A 17,850-nucleotide genomic window follows, 5' to 3' on the forward strand; every position below is an offset into this window, starting at 1 on the left:
TCTTGGATAAAACCATATCGTCATCTTCACCTAATCCATAGGTTATTTTGAAAAAGCACTCCTGAATCGTTTCAGAGATTACTTACTATTGCGACGTCTAAAGTTATTAAAAATGTAATGTCTAAATAGAACAATTGAAATCTCGGGTAGCAATACAGCAAATATGTATAACAATATAATGAATGGTAATGACGAAATGAAAATTTCAGCGCCCTGGTCTGTTTTCACACGTTCAACTAGCAGCCACCACATAGGTACGGATATAATCCACATCAAGACATTAGAGATGATTACATAAAGAGTATTTTTCCATAAGTGCAACCACCATCTGGACTCCCCTATTATCATAAAACTTCATTTCCCATCCCCTTTTTTCTTTACAATCTATTTTTTAATTTTTTGATAGGTATATTTATTATTTTATTTATTTCCACAATAAAAATCCAAGCTCTATGAAATCAACAACGTTGGTGATAATTGTTCTGCTTTATCGTATTCTCTTAGAGGGTTGATTTAATACTCAAAAAATTTTAGAAAAGATGTCCCTTTGGTTCATCTTCATTTGTTATACAGATATAGTTTTCTTTTTAATCAGAGGGGGTGCCTAAATCTTTGAATGAGGAAGTCGAATATAGAATTAAACGGGTCCAAGCTGGCGAGATCCAGGATTACGCCTACATTGTAAAGGAGTATCAGCGTCAGATTTTTGTGTACTGCTGGCGGATATTAGGAAGTGAGCAAGAAGCGGAAGAGGCTGTACAGGATATTTTCGTTAGTGCTTTCGAGAAAATCAGTATGTACAAGCCCACAGTGGGCTTCTCCTCCTGGCTGTATAAATTGGCTTATCATCACTGCCTGAACCTGATTCGCAGAAAAAATCTACAGCGCAAATTTAAAATTACCCTGTTCAACTCAACTAACATGACTTCAGACAGCGCTGCGCAGGTTATGGAACGTCAGCTTTTCAGTGAACCGCTAAGCCGGGCATTGGGCCAGCTGAATGCAGAAGAACGAAACCTGCTGGTGCTACGCATTTTTGAAGAAAAATCGTTTGGAGAAATCGGGGAAATTATGAACAAAAGCGAGGAAGCTATCAAGAAAAAATACGGCAGAACAAAAACAAAGCTCAAAAAAATGATGGAGCCCATAAAGGAGGACCCAAAATGCGTGAATTACAAGACAGAACTCAGGAACAAGGTCTGAAATACACCGATCTGAAAGACAGGGGCTTAAAAAATATGGATATGCTGACGGAGCCAGAGAACGTCTTAAAAATACAAGCCTTTGACGTCTCGGACAAAGTGATGGAACAGGTCTACCAAAAGTCGAAACCCCAAAAGGGACTCATCGTAAAAATGCGTCTTCAACCGCGCATCACCGCTCCTATTATGATCTTACTTTTTGTATTGGGCGCCTCTGTGACTGGGTACGCGGCTTCGCAATATCTGGAATTCCGTAACGGCAAAGGCGATGTCGTATTAAATACCGCCAAAACACCTGCCGAAACGGACGCTTCCCAAACGTATACAACCACCTACACACAGTGGAACGAAAAGGTGAGAGACCGTCTACAGCCTGGAGAGTATGCCGCCTATTACGTTAAGGACGATTCTATGAATCCAAGAAATTCGTCTAATCCTGTCCTGTTTGCATACAAACCGACTGAACTTTCTAGCTTCAGCAGTCTGCAGGATGAAATCAAGCGGACAGAAGCCCCACTGTTGCATAGTCCCACTCATCTGCCAGATGGCTACCGATTTGATTTCGGATACGTCTATCCAGTCGCTGCATATCCTGGGATGATGAACAAAGAGGAATATCGGGCTTTAACGGATAAACTGATGCAACAGGCCAAAGCTGCACCGAAAGGTGAAAATCTGTTTATTCAAAAGCTGAGCTGGGACAAGTCAGACTTCACCTTTGCCCGGTATGCAAGAGGAAGTGACTATGTAAACATCACCGTCACCAAGTACGCTCCCGAAGTCACAAAGACGACCGTGATGCAAAATGAACAGGATTCGGCTGAGGAACTGATGATCAAAGGAACCAAGGCCTATTACATCAGGGCAAGCGAAACAAGCACGCCCTTGGAGGTAGGGAAAAATCGACTGGGATGGCTCGATGAAAAAAGGCGTTTACACTACAACATATCTGATAACCAGGACAGCCCGCTGAGCAAAGAAGACCTGGTAAAAATATCTGAGGATTTGATTAACGGTTCACCGCAATAGCTATAAAAGAAAAGCTTTGAAGAGAGACCATCCTTTTTTAAGGGTGGTCTCTTTTTGGAGAATAGTCCTTATACCTTTTCCTCACAAACTATTACGGCATGTTCCACAATCTTTTTACCTCAACTAATTCCTGATCATTGAATTCCATTCTGTATACGTCTGGTTTGGATGTGTGTAGTAAAAAATTCAAATCGCACTGCTTGTCATAATACCCCATCATTAAAGTCATCACAGCTCCATGAGTGCCTAATGCGACTTTCCGTCCTCGGTAGATTTTTAACAATTCCTTTAAGACCGTTATACTTCGGTTCTGACAAACTGCATTAGACTCTCCTCCCGTTAAAGAAAAGTTGGGATCAGAAAATGACTTATCTAACAAAGGGAATAATTCATCATCGGGCATTCGGTTGTCTTCACTAGAAAAAATTCTTTCTTTAAGATCCTCGAATATTAAAACTTCTTGTCCTGAGCATTGAGCTAATTCTTGAATGGTTAGGATTGCCCGTTGATATGGACTTGAAACGAAAACCTCGATCCCCTCTTCTCTTAATAATTCAGTTATTTGAAAAGCATCTGACTTGTAGGGTAGTTTTCTCTTTTCTTATTGCATAAATTTTTCTTGAAGGTGACGTTACGTCATTTGCTATACTGACTGAGAACGACATGCTAGAGCAATCAATTGGATGTGAGCAATGGATGGAAAAAGAGAACTGTCTGACGACAGGACAGCTTGCCAAACGTACAGGGATAACGGTCAGGACATTGCGATATTACGACCAAATTGGACTTCTGAGTCCAGGAGGTCATCGTACTGGATCCATAAGACTGTACAACATGAAAGATATGGAAAGATTACAGCGAATTCAGATGTTGAAGTATCTAGGGTTATCGCTTCAAACAATAATGGACATTTTAGATGCAGAATCGCCATCCAACGGAGAGATCAGACACTCGTTGCAAGCACAACTCGATGTTTTACAAAAGAAAATTGCTCATACAGAGCACGTAGTACATGCAATACGAGATGCTATGGAAATGTCGGCTTATGGCTCCGATTGGAACCATTTGGCGGATGTTATTCAAACCGTGCAGAGTGAGCAAAATTGGGGGGAGCAATATCGGACGGCGAACCGTCTGCAAACGCGGATACATCTTTACGACAAGTACAGTACGAATCCCCAAGGCTGGCATCGTTGGATCTTTGAACAACTGGAGGTCCAACCGGGAGCACACATTCTCGAGTTGGGCTGCGGCGACGGGACCTTTTGGATAAGAAACGCCGAACGAATTCCAAGCAGCTGGCGTATCACGCTTACCGATATGTCAAGCGGGATGGTGGAAGAAGCACGTTGTCGCTTGGGAAGCAACAATCCGCAGTTTAAGTTTTTATCTGTTGACGCGCAACAGATCCCATTCCATGAAGAGCAATTCGATATGGTTATCGCTAACAACATGCTGTACCACGTGCCGGACATCCCTAGAGCAATCCGCGAGATGCACCGTATCTTAAAGCAAGGAGGTATAGTATGCACCTCTACAATGAGCACTCAACACCTACAAGAGGTCGAACACTTGGCGGTTTCGTTCGATCCTGAGCTTCATGTGTTGGATCATGCTATTAAACGGTTCCACCTGGATAACGGAGGGGACTTGCTGTCTTCTTGCTTTTCCGATCTTCGGTTGCTTCGATACGAGGACTGTCTGTTGGTCGACGAAGCGGAACCCCTGATCGAATATATAATCTCGACTCCGATGAACGCAAGAGAGCGACTTGTCGGAGCGGCTATTGACAAGTTTCGAGACCACGTCAATCGGCTTCTGCAGCAGAACGGAACTCTCGAAATGACTAAAGAGAACGGAATCTTTCTAGGGAGGAAATAAGATGAAGTCACAACAGTATCACCCAAGAGTACGGATTGTAAAAGAGGAGCTTCTATCAGATAACTGGTACATCTTAAATAAGGTCACATTCGAGTTTGAAAAAAATAATGGACAATGGGAGACACAATCCCGTGAAGTGTACGATCGCGGCAACGGCGCAACGATCCTGCTCTATAATCGGCACAAACAAACCGTTGTACTGACCAGACAGTTCCGGATGCCTACTTATCGGAACGGCAATGAAACTGGGATGCTTATCGAAACCTGTGCAGGACTACTCGATAAAGAAACACCGGAAGAAGGTATTCTTCGGGAGACGGAGGAGGAGACGGGATACCGTATCAACCGTGTGCAGAAAGTTGGCGAGGCCTATATGTCACCGGGCTCCGTTACCGAAATCCTGCACTTCTATGTAGCCGAGTATAGTGAAGATATGACAACGGGTGACGGTGGTGGCCTTGAGGAGGAGCAGGAAAACATTGAAGTGATGGAACTCCCGTTTGCTCAAGTGCTAAACATGGTCGAAAGCGGCGAGATTCGTGACGCCAAGACGATAATGCTGCTCCAATACGCTCAGATCCAGGGCCTCTTGAAAGTGAAATCGAAACCGCTTCATATCCTTATCGCAGGCCCGTATCGATCTGGAACGAATGATGATCATGTATTAATTGAGAAGAACGTCAACTACATGAATGAAATTGCTCTTCAAGTTTACGAGGCTGGTCATATGCCGGTGCTGGGGGAGTGGTATGCTTTGCCCCTTATCGCGACAGCTGGTTCCACTGCTTTGGGAGACGAGACTTTTAACAGAATCTTTCATCCGTCTTCCATTCGCCTGCTTGATTGCTGTAACGCCGTGCTTCGAGTTGGAGGACCTTCTCAGGGTGCTGATGAAATGGTAAGGGTGGCGAAAGAGAAAGGATTGTTGATTTACGAACGGCTCGACGAACTTCCGTTGGTGTGATATATCCTCTTTGACCAGACCAAAGACAACTTGCCTCTGGGCATCCTCCACGGATCACCCGAAGAATCTCTCAATCAACTGAGACACTAAGGGAATTGCGCAAATGTTTAACATCACTCATCGGTGGACGCCCAAACATGCGTCCATATTCCCGGCTGAACTGCGAAGGGCTCTCATAGCCAACGCGAAAGCCTGCATTGGCGGCTTCCACTCCCTCCGAGAGCAGCAAGCGGCGTGCAGTCTGCAGTCGAATGGCCTTCTGATACTGCAGAGGACTTATAGCTGTTACTTTTTTAAAATGCTTGTGTAAGGAAGAGGCGCTCATGTTTACTTCCTTCGCCAACTCTTCGATCACAAGAGGCTTAGAGTAATCGCGGGTTATCAGATGGATCGCTTTGGAGATGCTATGTGCATAGCTGCCAACTACGGCAAATTGCCTGATTAAAGCTCCCTGCTCACCTTGTAATACACGATAAAGGATCTCGTGCGTGATAAGCGGCGCAAGAAACTGAATATCCGCAGGCGTATCCGAAAGTCTGACAAGCCGAAGTAGCGCATCGAGCAGCAGAGGGTCAAATTGGCTCACCAGTATGCCGGGTCCAGTCTTTACGTTACATTGAGGAGGACTCTTCTTGATAATGTCCAGGATGACGTCTGGACTAATGGATAATTGAAGACTTAGATAAGGGAGCTCCGACGAGGCCTGAGTTATTTTACCAGTTACGGGAAGCTGAACTGATGTGACCATGTAAGTTGTTGGATCGTACACATAGTTTTCTCCAGCCAGCATTGCTGTCTTTGAGCCTTGTGCAACCACGTACAGGGAGGGCATATGGACCGTATGATTCAGCTCGGACACATCGCTTGCACGTCTGAAATAAAGTCCTGGCACAGACGAGACAAACGTACCATCCGAAGACGCATGTTGATGAATTAAATGAATCAGTTCTTGTAGATTCGTAGAAATATCAGAGGGGGGAGGAGACGAAATCATTCATGCTTCACCGTCCTTTCCGTTGAACGCTAATATTGATGTGCTAATTATATGCACGCCGAATAGGATTAGGCAAGAATTGGACTTGATCGGTCTACCTGTCTCAATCGAATTCTACTTAAAATTTACTTGCAAGGCCAACAAAGGGCCTAAGGCAAATAGATTAGAGGAAGAGGGATTGGGCTATGCATTTGGAAGGAAGAATAGAGAACAAAGTCGTCGTGATTACAGGTGCAAGCAGCGGAATTGGAGAAGCAACAGCACTGTTGCTTGCCGAGCGTGGGGCAAAAGTCGTGCTTGGAGCCCGCGGAGCGGATCGCCTTGAAGCGCTGGCGACACGCATTTCAAGTGGAGGTGGCGAAGCTGTTTATGCACGCACTGACGTGAGACGGCGCGAGGATCTGTGCAACCTCGTTAATTTGGCTTGCGAACGGTACGGGAAGCTGGATGTTCTCGTCAGCAACGCTGGCGTTATGCCTATTTCCCCTCTCGAAGATCTGTGTGTCGAGGACTGGGAGGACATGATTGATGTCAACATTAAAGGCGTTTTGTACGGTATAGCCGCAGCGTTGCCTATCTTTCGCAAGCAGGGTTCCGGACATTTCGTGAACATCGCTTCTGTAGCAGGACATAAGACTGTGCCGAACCAGTCGGTCTACTCCGGTACGAAGTTCGCCGTGCGCGCCATCTCAGAGGGATTGCGCCAGGAGGCTGGCGACAAGCTGCGCGTGACCATCATTTCGCCTGGTATTGTGCAGACGAATTTCACGGAGGGTATGACCAATCCCGCATTGAGAGATCAACTCGCTGCCATTCGGGATAAACTAGCCATGACACCTGACGCGGTAGCCCGTGCAATTGGATTCGCAATTGAACAACCGGCCGATATTGATGTGAACGAAATCGTAATCCGTCCAACCGCACAAATGTAATATAAATAGATAGGGGCACCTCCTCTTGTGGGTGCGCCCCTATCTATTTATGCATAAAGCTTTACCATGGAAGCCGATCATCCATGTAATAGAATCCGCCCGTTGGACCATCCTCCGGCAGGGTCGCCAGTCGGACCGCCGTTTTCGCCCCATCCTCCACCGACAGCTCTGCCTTTTCCCCGCCCATCTGCGTTTTAACCAAGCCGGGGTAGCAATCCGCTGCACCAGTTCATTGGACAACTGGAACTGAATAGAGCCTATAGTGCTGCTTTCTTTTCTGTCTGGCTTCATCCTATCATATTGGGAACGGTCGTTAAGTAATTATTTCCACCCCAAGGATTGCAAAATTTTGTATTGTTAAGCAAGCATTTTAGCGGTGGGGGCTTCCCACCGCTTGGTGTTGTTGCTTATTCGACTTTAAAATATATCGTAAGATTCCTGTACAGTAGTGGGATGATCCAGTTACCAGCCATGCAAAAATTAACGATGAAGCGGTTCTTTTTCGCCCAGACCCAGCACCTCCGTTGTGGAATTGTAAATTTCTTGGTAAAGCTCTGGTTTTTCCGCTAGTGACACCCCATAAGAAGGAATCATCTCTTTGATTTTTGGTTCCCACTCTTCCATATGTTGTGGAAAGCATTTTTCCAATACTTCCAGCATAACGTGAACAGCAGTAGAAGCACCCGGAGAAGCGCCGAGCAGTGCAGCTACCGAACCATCAGCGGCACTAACCACTTCCGTACCAAATTGAAGTGTTCCTTTTCCGCCCTCCGTATCTTTGATCACCTGCACACGTTGGCCTGCTACCACGATCCCCCAGTCCTCGATTTTGGCGTTCGGAATAAACTCGCGTAATTCTTCCAGACGCTTTTCATTCGATAACATCACTTGCTGGATCAGATATTTGGTCAATGCCATCTCTTTTGCGCCTGCGGCCAACATCGTGATGAGATTATTGGGTTTTACAGAACCGATCAAATCCAAATTTGAGCCCGTTTTCAAGAACTTCGGTGAGAAGCCGGCAAACGGTCCAAATAGCAGTGCTTTTTGGTTACCGATATATCTTGTATCCAGATGCGGAACAGACATGGGAGGAGCACCAACCTTAGCTTTACCGTATACTTTTGCATGATGCTGGGCGACAACCTTGGGATTGTTACATACCATAAATAGTCCACTTACCGGGAATCCCCCGATATATTTGGACTCAGGAATACCGGTTCTTTGTAGTAAAGGTAGACTTCCACCCCCACCACCGATAAAGACAAATTTGGCATTATGGTATTCGATTTTACCGTTATCCAGATTATGAACTTTGATCTTCCACGAGCCGTCGCTCGCACGTTTAATATCCTTTACACTATGTTTGTAATTGATCTCGACGTTTTTACTTTTTAAATGCTCAAACAACATGCGTGTTAAAGCACCAAAGTTGACATCTGTTCCAGAGTCGATTTTGGTTGCCGCGATGGGTTCATTCAATGTACGGCCTTCCATAATTAGCGGAATCCATTCCTTCAGCTTTTCAGGGTCGTCGGAAAATTCCATGCCTTGAAACAGAGAAATAGTTGAAAGCGCTTTAAACCTTTTTTTCAAAAAAGATACATTTTTCTCTCCTGTTACCAAACTCATATGAGGTATTGGCTTGATAAAGTCCTGTGGATTACGAATCAAATTGCTGTTTACAAGAAAAGACCAAAACTGTCTTGAAAGCTGAAACTGCTCATTAATGTCTACAGCTTTACGAATATCTATAGATCCGTCAGCTTTCTCGGATGTATAGTTCAGTTCGCACAGTGCAGCATGGCCTGTACCTGCATTATTCCATTCGTTAGAGCTTTCTTCTCCCGCGTTTGCGAGTTTCTCAAACACTTGAATTTCCCACTCCGGTGCTAACTCTTTCAGCAATGATCCCAGAGTCGCGCTCATGACTCCGGCACCAATTAAGATAATGTCTGTTTTTTTCTGAATGCTATTCATAAAAACCTTCCTTATCTCTTATATTTGCAAAAAAGAGCAGGCCCTCCTGCTTAGGTGATACAAGAAGCAAGGCTCCACTCAGGAACATATCTTTTCTGTCTCTATTATAACTAAAATATAATCTTTTAAAAATTATATTGTCTATTATCTGATAATTATAAATCATTTCTGCTAAAAAGTGAGAATTTTCTTTGCAGAAATAATAAGAATGGATCTCAACACGCTGTATTATTTGGGCTTCACTTACTAGCAGTAATATAACAGACACCAAAAAAGCGTTTAGAAGCAAATGATGTAGAGTACAGATTTCCAATGATTGAATCAACAGTCCATGTATATGAATAACTCGGTAAAATATGTCTTTACGGGATAGGCCCTTATAAATACCTCATTATGATATTCGAAACGGCCTGTTGTTGATTCACCCAATCATAATCGGAGTTATCCATAATAAACGATTGAAAAGGAAGTTGCTCAATAATTTGTAATTCTAGCTCTCGTCGATGTTCAAGGAACTGAATATATCCCTCATACCCGTAAAGCCCCTTGTTCTTTCCATAATCTTGCTCCGTATGGTACCAAATCGCGAAATCTAACCATTCTTGAGATCTCATTGTTTTAACTCGTTCAATCGTCTCATGCACATTCGGTTGCTTCAAATAGAACAAAATTGGATTTAACTCCTGAATTTGCTCCGCAATCTGTAATACATGCTGAATAAAACGATCTTCTCCAGCGTTATGTCGGGCGAGTAATGAACACCCCGGGTTCTGTAAAAAACAGCATTCGAGTATTATCAACTTTTCTTTTTCTCGCTGATCTTTAACAAAAGACTTCCAACGTTGAATCATCAACTCGCAGTGCTTTTCTACGGGTACTCCATCGTAAATTTCATAACGCCGGATTTCCTCATACACACTAGAAGGGATTCCATTTGGAGCTGATTGCTGCGCAAGTGCATATGCGATTAAAGAGTCGTTGCCATTCACAGATACAAACGGATCAATGTAATGAAACACCTCGGAATAGATAGATCGGAGCCGATCAAGTTCTTCGTTCGGCATACATGCAACCGATTCATAATCAGCGGGATGTCGTAAGTTCCCTTCTAAAAATAGTTCCGATTCTATTGGATGTGTGTTTAACATGTCATGTATGTGTCTAGATAATGTGGATTTGCCAGAGCCAGGTATACCTTCAACGATAACCAGTTTCGTTTTCGTAGCTGGTAAATTGGACATAGTATCACATCCTTATGAATTAAATGATTACCTTAAGGAGAAACCAATTATCCCGTTATAATGCCAGATAGCTTAGGAAGCTTCCCATATCTATACATTCTTAGAAAACTAATAAAAAGCACTGGGTCCTGAGGACTGACCCAATGCTTTTAGTAGATGACTATCTTCTAGTTACTTAATAATTACGTATTCCAGGTTAACCAGTTTTGCATAAGTAACAATTTGGTCTGTGGTTAGATTCAAGGAAACCACGGTATGGTGACCGCCGCCGTTCTCAATCCATGCTTTAACCCCATCTTGGAAGTTTGGCTTCACATTCCACAGTACACGGGCCACTGGAAGATTTGGAGCAGGAACTGTCGGTTCAAATGCAGTAACATCATTGATCAACAGTTTATAATGCGTGCCAAAGTCAGCCATGGAAACAACTACACCGTCTCCTGCCTTGCCGTCAAACACCAGACGAGCTGGATCTTCACGATCGCCGATACCTAACGGAGAAACGATGATTTTAGGCTTGTTGCTTGCCAACGTTGGGTCAACTTCAAGCATATGGGATTGAAGGATCGATTCCTGACCAGCCGCTAATTCATAGGTGTAGTCTTCCATAAAGCCAGTGGATTGGTTATGGCTCATGACTTTAAGCAGACGATCGAGCGCTGCAGTCTTCCAATCTCCTTCACCGGCGAAGCCGTATCCTTGTGCCATCAAACGTTGAACGGCAAGACCAGGAAGCTGTTTCATACCATAGAGGTCTTCGAAGTTCGTAGTGAAGGCAGTATAGCCGCCATGATCCAGGAACCGTTTAAGGGCAATTTCGTAGCTTGCTTGCACTCTTACGCTGGCTTCCCAAGCTTCCTTGCTATAAGTACCATAATCAAATTCATAGAGTTCGGAGTATTCCGCGAACAAAGCATCGATCTCTTCTTCTTTCACAGCATTGACGTACTGAACAAGGTCGCCAATTCCGAAGTAGTCAACGGTCCATCCAAATTGAATTTGAGCTTCGACCTTATCGCCTTCCGTAACGCCAACGTTACGCATGTTGTCGCCAAAGCGGGCAACTTTGATATTGAAGCTTTCGTTATAAGCAACCGCTACATCCATCCACTCTGCGATTTGCTTCTGCACTTCCGCACGTTCCCAGTACCCTACAACCACTTTATTCTGTTTCTTCAGACGGGCATTGATGAATCCATATTCACGGTCACCATGAGCTGCCTGATTGAGGTTCATGAAGTCCATGTCAATCGTAGCCCAAGGAATGCTTTCATTGAACTGTGTAGCCAGATGAAGCAGTGGTTTCTGCAGCAATTTAGTACCACGAATCCACATTTTTGCAGGCGAGAAGGTATGCATCCAAGTGATGACACCAGCAACCTCGTCACGATAGTTGACTTCTTTCATGAGATTGGTGATTTTGTCTGCACTAACCGCCAGATCCTGCAATACAAGTGGATAAGGCAGAACGCCACTCTTATTTAAGGCATCGGTCATTTCTTGTGCGTGTGCTTTAACTTCTGCTAATGCTTCTTCCCCATACAGATGCTGTGAACCTACGACAAACCAGAACTGTTTTGTACCTACTGTTGACATCATTCGTCCTCTTTTCTTAATTTTTTTAGTTTATATTACTTTTGCCCGTAGTACGCGTCTTTCCCATGTTTGCGTAAATAGTGTTTATCTAGAATGCGCTGCGGCAATTCTTCAGCAAAATGATTCAATTCTCGTGCGAATAAATTCATTTTCGAAACTTCTTCCAACACGACGCTATTCATGACTGCCGATTTTGCATCTTTGCCCCAAGTGAAGGGAGCATGACCCTTAAGCAGAACACCTGGCACTGCTAAAATATCCAGCCCGCGCTGCTCAAAAGTTTCGATGATGACACGGCCGGTTTCCGCTTCGTAACCACGATCAATCTCCTCTTGTGTCAAGAAACGGGCACAAGGAACAGAACCATAGAAGGTGTCTGCATGAGTAGTCCCCATTACAGGTACATCCAAGCCTGCTTGAGCCCAGATGGTCGCCCAAGTCGAATGCGTGTGTACAATACCGCCGATCTCTGCATAATGCTTATAAAGTACGGCGTGAGTCGGTGTATCTGATGAAGGTCTCATCTCTCCTTCAACAACATTACCGTCAAAATCAACAACCACCATATCGCTAGGTTTCATCGTGTCATAGCTAACACCACTTGGTTTGATAACGAATAAGCGGCTCTCACGATCAACAGCGCTTACGTTACCCCAGGTGTATTTCACGAGTCCATGTTTAGGCAAATCCAGATTGGCTTGATATACTTCTTCTTTCAGTTGCTCTAACACGTCAATTCCTCCAGTTTTCCACTAGATTATCTACAGCAGCCTGTTCAATCGCCAGGCCTTGTGTGTAGCGTTCCATGAATGCTTCAAATCCCTTAACGTCGGAACTGTCGGGAGAAATTTCTTGCCCCTCAGCATCTCTAAATACTTTTTGGTCGAGGAAGTCTTCCAGACTTTCTTGTTGATCCTTGTTCATCATGTAAGAAGCCAGAATAGCAATCCCCCACGCCCCGCCTTCTCCGGCTGTTGACATCACTGATACCGGGACATTCATGGCAGCCGCAACAATTTTTTGTCCGACGATAGGGGTTTTAAATAAACCACCGTGAGCCAGAATGCTGTCAATTGCGACATTTTCTTTCTTTGTCAAAATATCCATTCCGATTTTCAAAGCAGCAAACGCAGTGAAAAGATGAGTCCGCATGAAATTGGCCAAATTGAAACGGCTTTCAGGAGAGCGGACAAACAATGGCCGGCCTTTCTCTATTCCGGTGATATTCTCCCCTGACAAATAGCCATAGCTGAGTAAACCGCCGCCATCTGGATCTGCTTCCAAAGCCTTGTTCAGCAGCACACTGAACAATTGATTCGGATCCGCCTTTTGCCCCATTGCCTCAGAGAATTCACGGAACAATCCCAGCCAAGCATTGATATCACTTGAACAGTTGTTGGCATGAACCATTCCGACCGGATTACCATTCGGTGTAGTCACCAGATCAATTTCCGGATATACCGCTGAAAGGTCCTTCTCTAATACAAGCATGGCAAAAACCGAGGTTCCCACAGAGACGTTACCCGTCCGTTTTCTCACACTATTCGTAGCGACCATCCCTGTTCCCGCATCACCTTCTGGAGGACAAAGCGGAATACCTGGTTGTAAATCTTCGGATTTATCTAAGATTTTAGCTCCCTCGGCGGTTAGTACACCTGCCTGCTCGCCTGAAATATAAACTTTAGGGAGAATTCCTTCTAGCTTCCAATCGTAACCTTTGGCTGCAATGAGTTCATCGAACTGCTTAACCATCGATTCGTTATAATCATGTGTAGTCTCATCAATTGGGAATATGCCCGAAGCATCCCCGACGCCAATAGCCTTATTGCCAGTCAGCAGCCAGTGAATATATCCAGCTAACGTCGTCATAAAATCAATCTGAGGGACATGTTGCTCTTCGTTCAATATAGCTTGATACAGGTGAGCAATACTCCATCGCTCAGGGATGTTGAATTGGAATTTATCAGTTAACACTTTTGCCGCAGCACCAGTTGTCGCATTCCGCCAAGTACGGAACGGAACAAGCAACTCGCCCTTGCTGTCAAAAGCCATATAGCCGTGCATCATTGCAGAGAATCCTATAGAACCAACAGTACGAAGGGTGATCCCATATTTTTGTTCAACCTCTTGCTTCATTTCACTATAAGCCTCTTGCAGACCCGTAATAATACTCTCTAAGTTGTACGTCCAATAACCGTCTACCAAGAGATTTTCCCACTCATAGCTTCCAGATGCGATGGTTTCAAATTGATGATCAATCAGCACTGCCTTAATACGTGTGGATCCAAATTCGATACCAAGTGAGGTTTCTCCCTTAGTAATCGCTTGTTTAATGTCTTGATCCATGCTCACGTTACTCCTCTCTCTGAACAACTGTTATAATCGCAATAATTGAAAGAAGGCGCTTTCTTTAATTTACAACCTTAGTATATTTTTTGTTCGTACATTTGTCAACAAGAATACATAGTTATACCTACAAATATTCTTATGAACCGAGTGTTTCTCTATTTTCGCGTTAGTATTAACGCATGTTAGGCTTTGGATTATAATAAGTTCATAATTATGCTAAAATATGTACACACAAATATTATGGGTAGGTAAATTAGTATTAGGACAACCAGGAAAGAAGGAATAAAGTGAAACCAAAGTATCAGGTCATCCTTGAGGATATAAAGAGCAACATTCTATCAGGAGCATACAGCGTAGGAGAACAAATTCCAACGGAATCGGCTTTGCAGGATATGTATAAAGTTAGTCGCCAGACGGTACGAAAGGCAATTTTAGAACTATCCAACGAGGGTTTTTTAAGAAGTGAAAAAGGATCTGGCACCTATGTCAGCAACCAATTCCGATCAAAAACCGGCGGGAATTCCAGTAATAAAACCATCGGAGTCATCACAACCTACATTTCCGATTACATCTTCCCTTCTATTATTCGCGGGATTGAAGCCAGATTGAATGAAGATAATTATTCATTGCTATTAGCTAGTACAAATAATGATGTCGCACAGGAAAAGAAAGCTTTAGAGATGATGTTGTCCTTTGGTGTGGATGGCTTGATCATTGAGCCTACGAAGAGCAATCTATATAATCCCAATATCTCTTACTATCTGACGTTCAAGGAGCAGGATGTTCCGTTCATCATGATTAATGCTTATTATGAAGAGTTGGAAGTTCCCTTCTTTTGTCTCGATGACGTACAATCCAGCTATCTGGCAACAAAAGAATTGATTGCTAACGGACACACACACATTGGTATCATTGCCAAAATGGATGATTTACAAGGAAAGCATCGAATGAAGGGCTATATCAAGGCGCTTGGAGAAGCCAAATTACGGTTTCACCCCGAGCAGGTGCTCTCATTCTATACAGAGACGAAGCAGGACCTGTCCACCAACTTAAAAAAATTCCTAACCGAACAAAGAGACGGGTTAACCGCAATTGTCTGCTATAACGACGAGGTAGGATTAGAAGTTGTACATGTATGCAGACAACTTGGTATATCTGTTCCCGAAGACTTATCCATTATTGGTCAAGATAATTCCTATATTTCCAAGAATGCAAACATCAAACTCACGACATTAACACACCCACAGGAACAAATGGGACGTGATGCCGCCGATTGGGTTATTAAGAAACTGCAAGGAAAGAAGGATCTACGCAACCAAACCTATTATCAGCCCGTGTTGATTGAAGGGGAGACGGTAAAGAAAAAACTGAAGTGAAGGGGTCCAACATTCATTGTGAACAATCAAATGGATACACCCAAAAACGATATTACCATGGAACACTAGGCACCTAGTGCCTAATTGTCATATGACACTTTGGAGTGACTTGGTAATGGTGGATGATGAAATGTAACTTGTTGGTATGACAAGTCCTTTGCCATACTTGGTTTTGCCAGACGCTATAAGGCAAAAATACATTTCAAGGAGAAACCATTCATGGAAAAAATGATTTACACCATTCTCGCGGTTCTACTATTATCTACTACGATAACTACCGCATGTATGGCACCCAACGGCGCGTCAGTTGCCGCACCCGTAAACGTACCAGTTGCATCTGAAAAGGCTAGCTTGGAGGGACCGCGAGATCCCAAGGAACTAGAAGCTTTTGCAGATGGTGTTTTTGCGGACAAGATGAAGAAGTTTAATACAGTTGGTTCTAATTTTGTGGTCGTCGCAGGTGGGAAAGTGATGCTAAGCAAAGGTTACGGTTATGCCGACAAGGGCAAAAAAATTCCTGTTGATAAAAATACCGTTTTTCAAATTGGCTCTGTTACAAAGTCATTCACTGCATTGGCAGCTATGCAGTTGGTCAATAAGGGGAAAATGGACTTAAAACACGATATCCAAGAGTATTTAGGAGGAATAAAGGTTCCGAATAAAACAGGAAAAAAACTGACGATGTTTGATCTACTTACATATTCAAGTGGATTTGATGAACCAGATATTCTCATGGAAATGCATCCAGAATACGCGGACAAATATTTTCCAATGAAGAAGTACATTGCATCAAATATGCCAACTGTTGTCAGGCCTCCAGGAGAAGCGTACACTTATGACAATTTTGGTTTCATGCTAGCGGGATATGCAGTAGCAAACGTATCGGGCATGTCATATTCCCGATATATGGAAGAGAATATTTTCAAACCGTTAGGCATGACTTCGACGAGTGTGCGGTTTACCCCCCAATTGTTAAGCAGAATGGCTGCTCACTATGGACCAACAGGTGAACTGATACCCTTGGACGGGTTTAAACCAACGGAAAAACCTGAAGGCGGTATCGTTTCAACAGCAGATGACATGGCGAAGTACCTCATGATGCACCTGAACAAAGGCAAGTACAAAGGTAAAGAAGTGGTGAGTCCAAAGAGCATAGAGCAAATGCACACATACCAATTATTCCCCGACAAGGAGTTCCCGGTTACAACAATTGGATTCGAGGGCTACTTCAAAGAGAAGATGAATAATCAGCATGTGATTCTAAAAGGAGGAAATGTTACAGGGCATTCTTCCTTGATTGTTATTCTGCCTGAGAAGAATACAGCGATGTACATGTCCTACAATAACGACTCCATGATGAGTCTTGACGTGTATGAAGAATTTATGAATCATTATTATCCGAGAAAATCTGAAGTTCCAAAGTCAACCTACGCGACAATAAGTGAACAGCAGGCCCAAGACTACGTGGGATTATACCAAAACACGCGTATCGCTGCCTTAAGGACGAAGGTTTCGTATTCGGACCGGAAATTAATAATGGAGACAGGAACATCAGGCAAACATACACTAAAAATGATCCACCCTTTATTATTTGAAGATGAATCAGGTAATAAACTGACGTTTAATAAAAATGAAGCAGGCCATATTGCATATTTGTATTACATGCAGCTCCCAGACCTCGTTGCTTATGCGCAAAAAATAAACATTGATTCACCATTTTCTGATGTACCTGCGGATAGTAAATATATCCCATATATAAACAACCTTAATGCTTTGAAAGTCATGAGCGGAAAGTCAGCCAACCTCTTTGATCCGAAAGGAACGATGACTCAGGGGGAATTCTCAGAAGTGCTGCTGCGCGCCCACGGGTGGTATAAACAACCTTTCATGATTGAACTGAATAAGAAGCAGATGATGGCCGGACTACGTAATTATCAGCCTAATTCTCCTATCACTAGACAAATGGCGGCGGTAATGATCCAGAACCTGAAACAGGTTGAGCCTAGAATTAAGGTTAAATTGAGTGGCGAAACGGATGCTTGGGCAGTTAAAGCAGTCACAGCTCTGGTTTCCCAAGGTATCATGGACCCGGATACCAAGATCAACTCAGACGGCTCCATAAACTTCCGCTCCAAACAGCTTTTGAAGCGTCAAGAAGCCAGTGCCTTATTAGATCAAGCATTTAATTACTATACGTTGCCAATCAGTCACTAATTCAAAAGGCTAACCAGAAAAAGTAACATAATGATACTTTATATAAGTTTCCTGAACCTCCGATCAAACTGGGGGTTTCTTGTACAATAAGA

14 protein-coding genes and 1 pseudogene are annotated in these 17,850 nt (G+C 43.6%); 7 read left to right on the forward strand and 8 right to left on the reverse strand.

Features of this window, described 5'->3' with window-relative positions; genetic code table 11:
* Nucleotides 1–612 precede the first annotated feature (612 nt).
* Nucleotides 613–1,203, forward strand: coding sequence for an RNA polymerase sigma factor (locus G9G54_RS12015; protein ID WP_165178268.1), 591 nt, complete (start codon nt 613–615; stop codon nt 1,201–1,203).
* Nucleotides 1,164–2,231 carry a DUF4367 domain-containing protein gene (locus tag G9G54_RS12020; protein ID WP_165178270.1) on the forward strand — a complete coding sequence of 356 codons (1,068 nt, stop codon included), beginning with the start codon at nt 1,164–1,166 and terminating at the stop codon, nt 2,229–2,231. The genes G9G54_RS12015 and G9G54_RS12020 overlap by 40 nt, the downstream gene beginning before the upstream one ends.
* Nucleotides 2,232–2,322: 91 nt before the next feature.
* Here the strand turns inward: G9G54_RS12020 and G9G54_RS12025 are convergent.
* Nucleotides 2,323–2,793: pseudogene (locus tag G9G54_RS12025) on the reverse strand (histidine phosphatase family protein); the annotation flags it as partial.
* A 134-nt stretch (nt 2,794–2,927) separates the two neighbouring features.
* On the opposite strand from G9G54_RS12025, the gene G9G54_RS12030 reads away from it, so the two are divergent.
* Nucleotides 2,928–4,112, forward strand: coding sequence for a MerR family transcriptional regulator (locus G9G54_RS12030; protein WP_165178272.1), 1,185 nt, complete (start codon nt 2,928–2,930; stop codon nt 4,110–4,112).
* A 1-nt stretch (nt 4,113) separates the two neighbouring features.
* Nucleotides 4,114–5,076, forward strand: coding sequence for a GDP-mannose pyrophosphatase NudK (gene nudK / locus G9G54_RS12035; RefSeq protein WP_165178274.1), 963 nt, complete (start codon nt 4,114–4,116; stop codon nt 5,074–5,076).
* A gap of 70 nt (nt 5,077–5,146) precedes the next feature.
* On the opposite strand, the gene G9G54_RS12040 is transcribed toward nudK, so the two are convergent.
* Nucleotides 5,147–6,070 (reverse strand): AraC family transcriptional regulator, encoded by a 924-nt coding sequence (locus tag G9G54_RS12040; RefSeq protein WP_165178275.1) that lies wholly within the window; start codon nt 6,068–6,070, stop codon nt 5,147–5,149.
* A gap of 185 nt (nt 6,071–6,255) precedes the next feature.
* Here G9G54_RS12040 and G9G54_RS12045 point away from each other — a divergent pair, with 185 nt between their 5' ends.
* The gene (locus G9G54_RS12045; protein ID WP_165178277.1) at nt 6,256–7,002 is read left to right on the forward strand and encodes an SDR family oxidoreductase; all 747 of its coding nucleotides are present in this window, start codon (nt 6,256–6,258) and stop codon (nt 7,000–7,002) included.
* A 61-nt stretch (nt 7,003–7,063) separates the two neighbouring features.
* On the opposite strand, the gene G9G54_RS12050 is transcribed toward G9G54_RS12045, so the two are convergent.
* From G9G54_RS12050 to G9G54_RS12075, 6 genes are all read right to left on the reverse strand, one after another.
* Nucleotides 7,064–7,204: a hypothetical protein gene (locus G9G54_RS12050; RefSeq protein ID WP_238807987.1), complete on the reverse strand. Its 141-nt coding sequence runs from the start codon at nt 7,202–7,204 to the stop codon at nt 7,064–7,066.
* Between the two features lie 278 nt (nt 7,205–7,482).
* Nucleotides 7,483–8,982, reverse strand: a complete 1,500-nt coding sequence (locus tag G9G54_RS12055) for a malate:quinone oxidoreductase (RefSeq protein ID WP_165178279.1) — start codon at nt 8,980–8,982, stop codon at nt 7,483–7,485.
* 377 nt (nt 8,983–9,359) lie between these two features.
* A complete protein-coding gene (locus tag G9G54_RS12060) occupies nt 9,360–10,223 on the reverse strand; it encodes a hypothetical protein (protein ID WP_165178281.1) in 864 nt (287 codons plus the stop codon).
* Between the two features lie 171 nt (nt 10,224–10,394).
* On the reverse strand, nt 10,395–11,819 hold the full coding sequence (gene araA, locus G9G54_RS12065; protein WP_165178351.1) for an L-arabinose isomerase: 1,425 nt from the start codon (nt 11,817–11,819) through the stop codon (nt 10,395–10,397).
* A 35-nt stretch (nt 11,820–11,854) separates the two neighbouring features.
* On the reverse strand, nt 11,855–12,550 hold the full coding sequence (locus G9G54_RS12070; RefSeq protein ID WP_068939259.1) for an L-ribulose-5-phosphate 4-epimerase: 696 nt from the start codon (nt 12,548–12,550) through the stop codon (nt 11,855–11,857).
* Nucleotide 12,551: 1 nt separating this feature from the next.
* On the reverse strand, nt 12,552–14,165 hold the full coding sequence (locus G9G54_RS12075) for a xylulokinase (RefSeq protein WP_165178283.1): 1,614 nt from the start codon (nt 14,163–14,165) through the stop codon (nt 12,552–12,554).
* 290 nt (nt 14,166–14,455) lie between these two features.
* On the opposite strand from G9G54_RS12075, the gene G9G54_RS12080 reads away from it, so the two are divergent.
* Both G9G54_RS12080 and G9G54_RS12085 read left to right on the forward strand, forming a co-directional pair.
* The gene (locus G9G54_RS12080; protein WP_165178285.1) at nt 14,456–15,544 is read left to right on the forward strand and encodes a GntR family transcriptional regulator; all 1,089 of its coding nucleotides are present in this window, start codon (nt 14,456–14,458) and stop codon (nt 15,542–15,544) included.
* Nucleotides 15,545–15,763: 219 nt separating this feature from the next.
* Nucleotides 15,764–17,758: a serine hydrolase gene (locus G9G54_RS12085; protein ID WP_165178287.1), complete on the forward strand. Its 1,995-nt coding sequence runs from the start codon at nt 15,764–15,766 to the stop codon at nt 17,756–17,758.
* The last annotated feature ends 92 nt before the right edge of the window (nt 17,759–17,850 follow it).

This window comes from Paenibacillus sp. EKM212P, from assembly GCF_011066115.1.
Lineage (GTDB): Bacteria > Bacillota > Bacilli > Paenibacillales > Paenibacillaceae > Paenibacillus > Paenibacillus polymyxa_B.

Bases quoted from the DNA above. Each gene is read 5' to 3' on its own strand.
- G9G54_RS12020 (WP_165178270.1), top strand. From the start codon at position 1,164: ATGCGTGAATTACAAGACAGAACTCAGGAACAAGGTCTGAAATACACC.
- G9G54_RS12030 (WP_165178272.1), top strand. From the start codon at position 2,928: ATGGAAAAAGAGAACTGTCTGACGACAGGACAGCTTGCCAAACGTACA.
- nudK (WP_165178274.1), top strand. From the start codon at position 4,114: ATGAAGTCACAACAGTATCACCCAAGAGTACGGATTGTAAAAGAGGAG.
- G9G54_RS12040 (WP_165178275.1), bottom strand. From the start codon at position 6,070: ATGATTTCGTCTCCTCCCCCCTCTGATATTTCTACGAATCTACAAGAA.
- G9G54_RS12045 (WP_165178277.1), top strand. From the start codon at position 6,256: ATGCATTTGGAAGGAAGAATAGAGAACAAAGTCGTCGTGATTACAGGT.
- G9G54_RS12055 (WP_165178279.1), bottom strand. From the start codon at position 8,982: ATGAATAGCATTCAGAAAAAAACAGACATTATCTTAATTGGTGCCGGA.
- G9G54_RS12060 (WP_165178281.1), bottom strand. From the start codon at position 10,223: ATGTCCAATTTACCAGCTACGAAAACGAAACTGGTTATCGTTGAAGGT.
- araA (WP_165178351.1), bottom strand. From the start codon at position 11,819: ATGTCAACAGTAGGTACAAAACAGTTCTGGTTTGTCGTAGGTTCACAG.
- G9G54_RS12075 (WP_165178283.1), bottom strand. From the start codon at position 14,165: ATGGATCAAGACATTAAACAAGCGATTACTAAGGGAGAAACCTCACTT.
- G9G54_RS12085 (WP_165178287.1), top strand. From the start codon at position 15,764: ATGGAAAAAATGATTTACACCATTCTCGCGGTTCTACTATTATCTACT.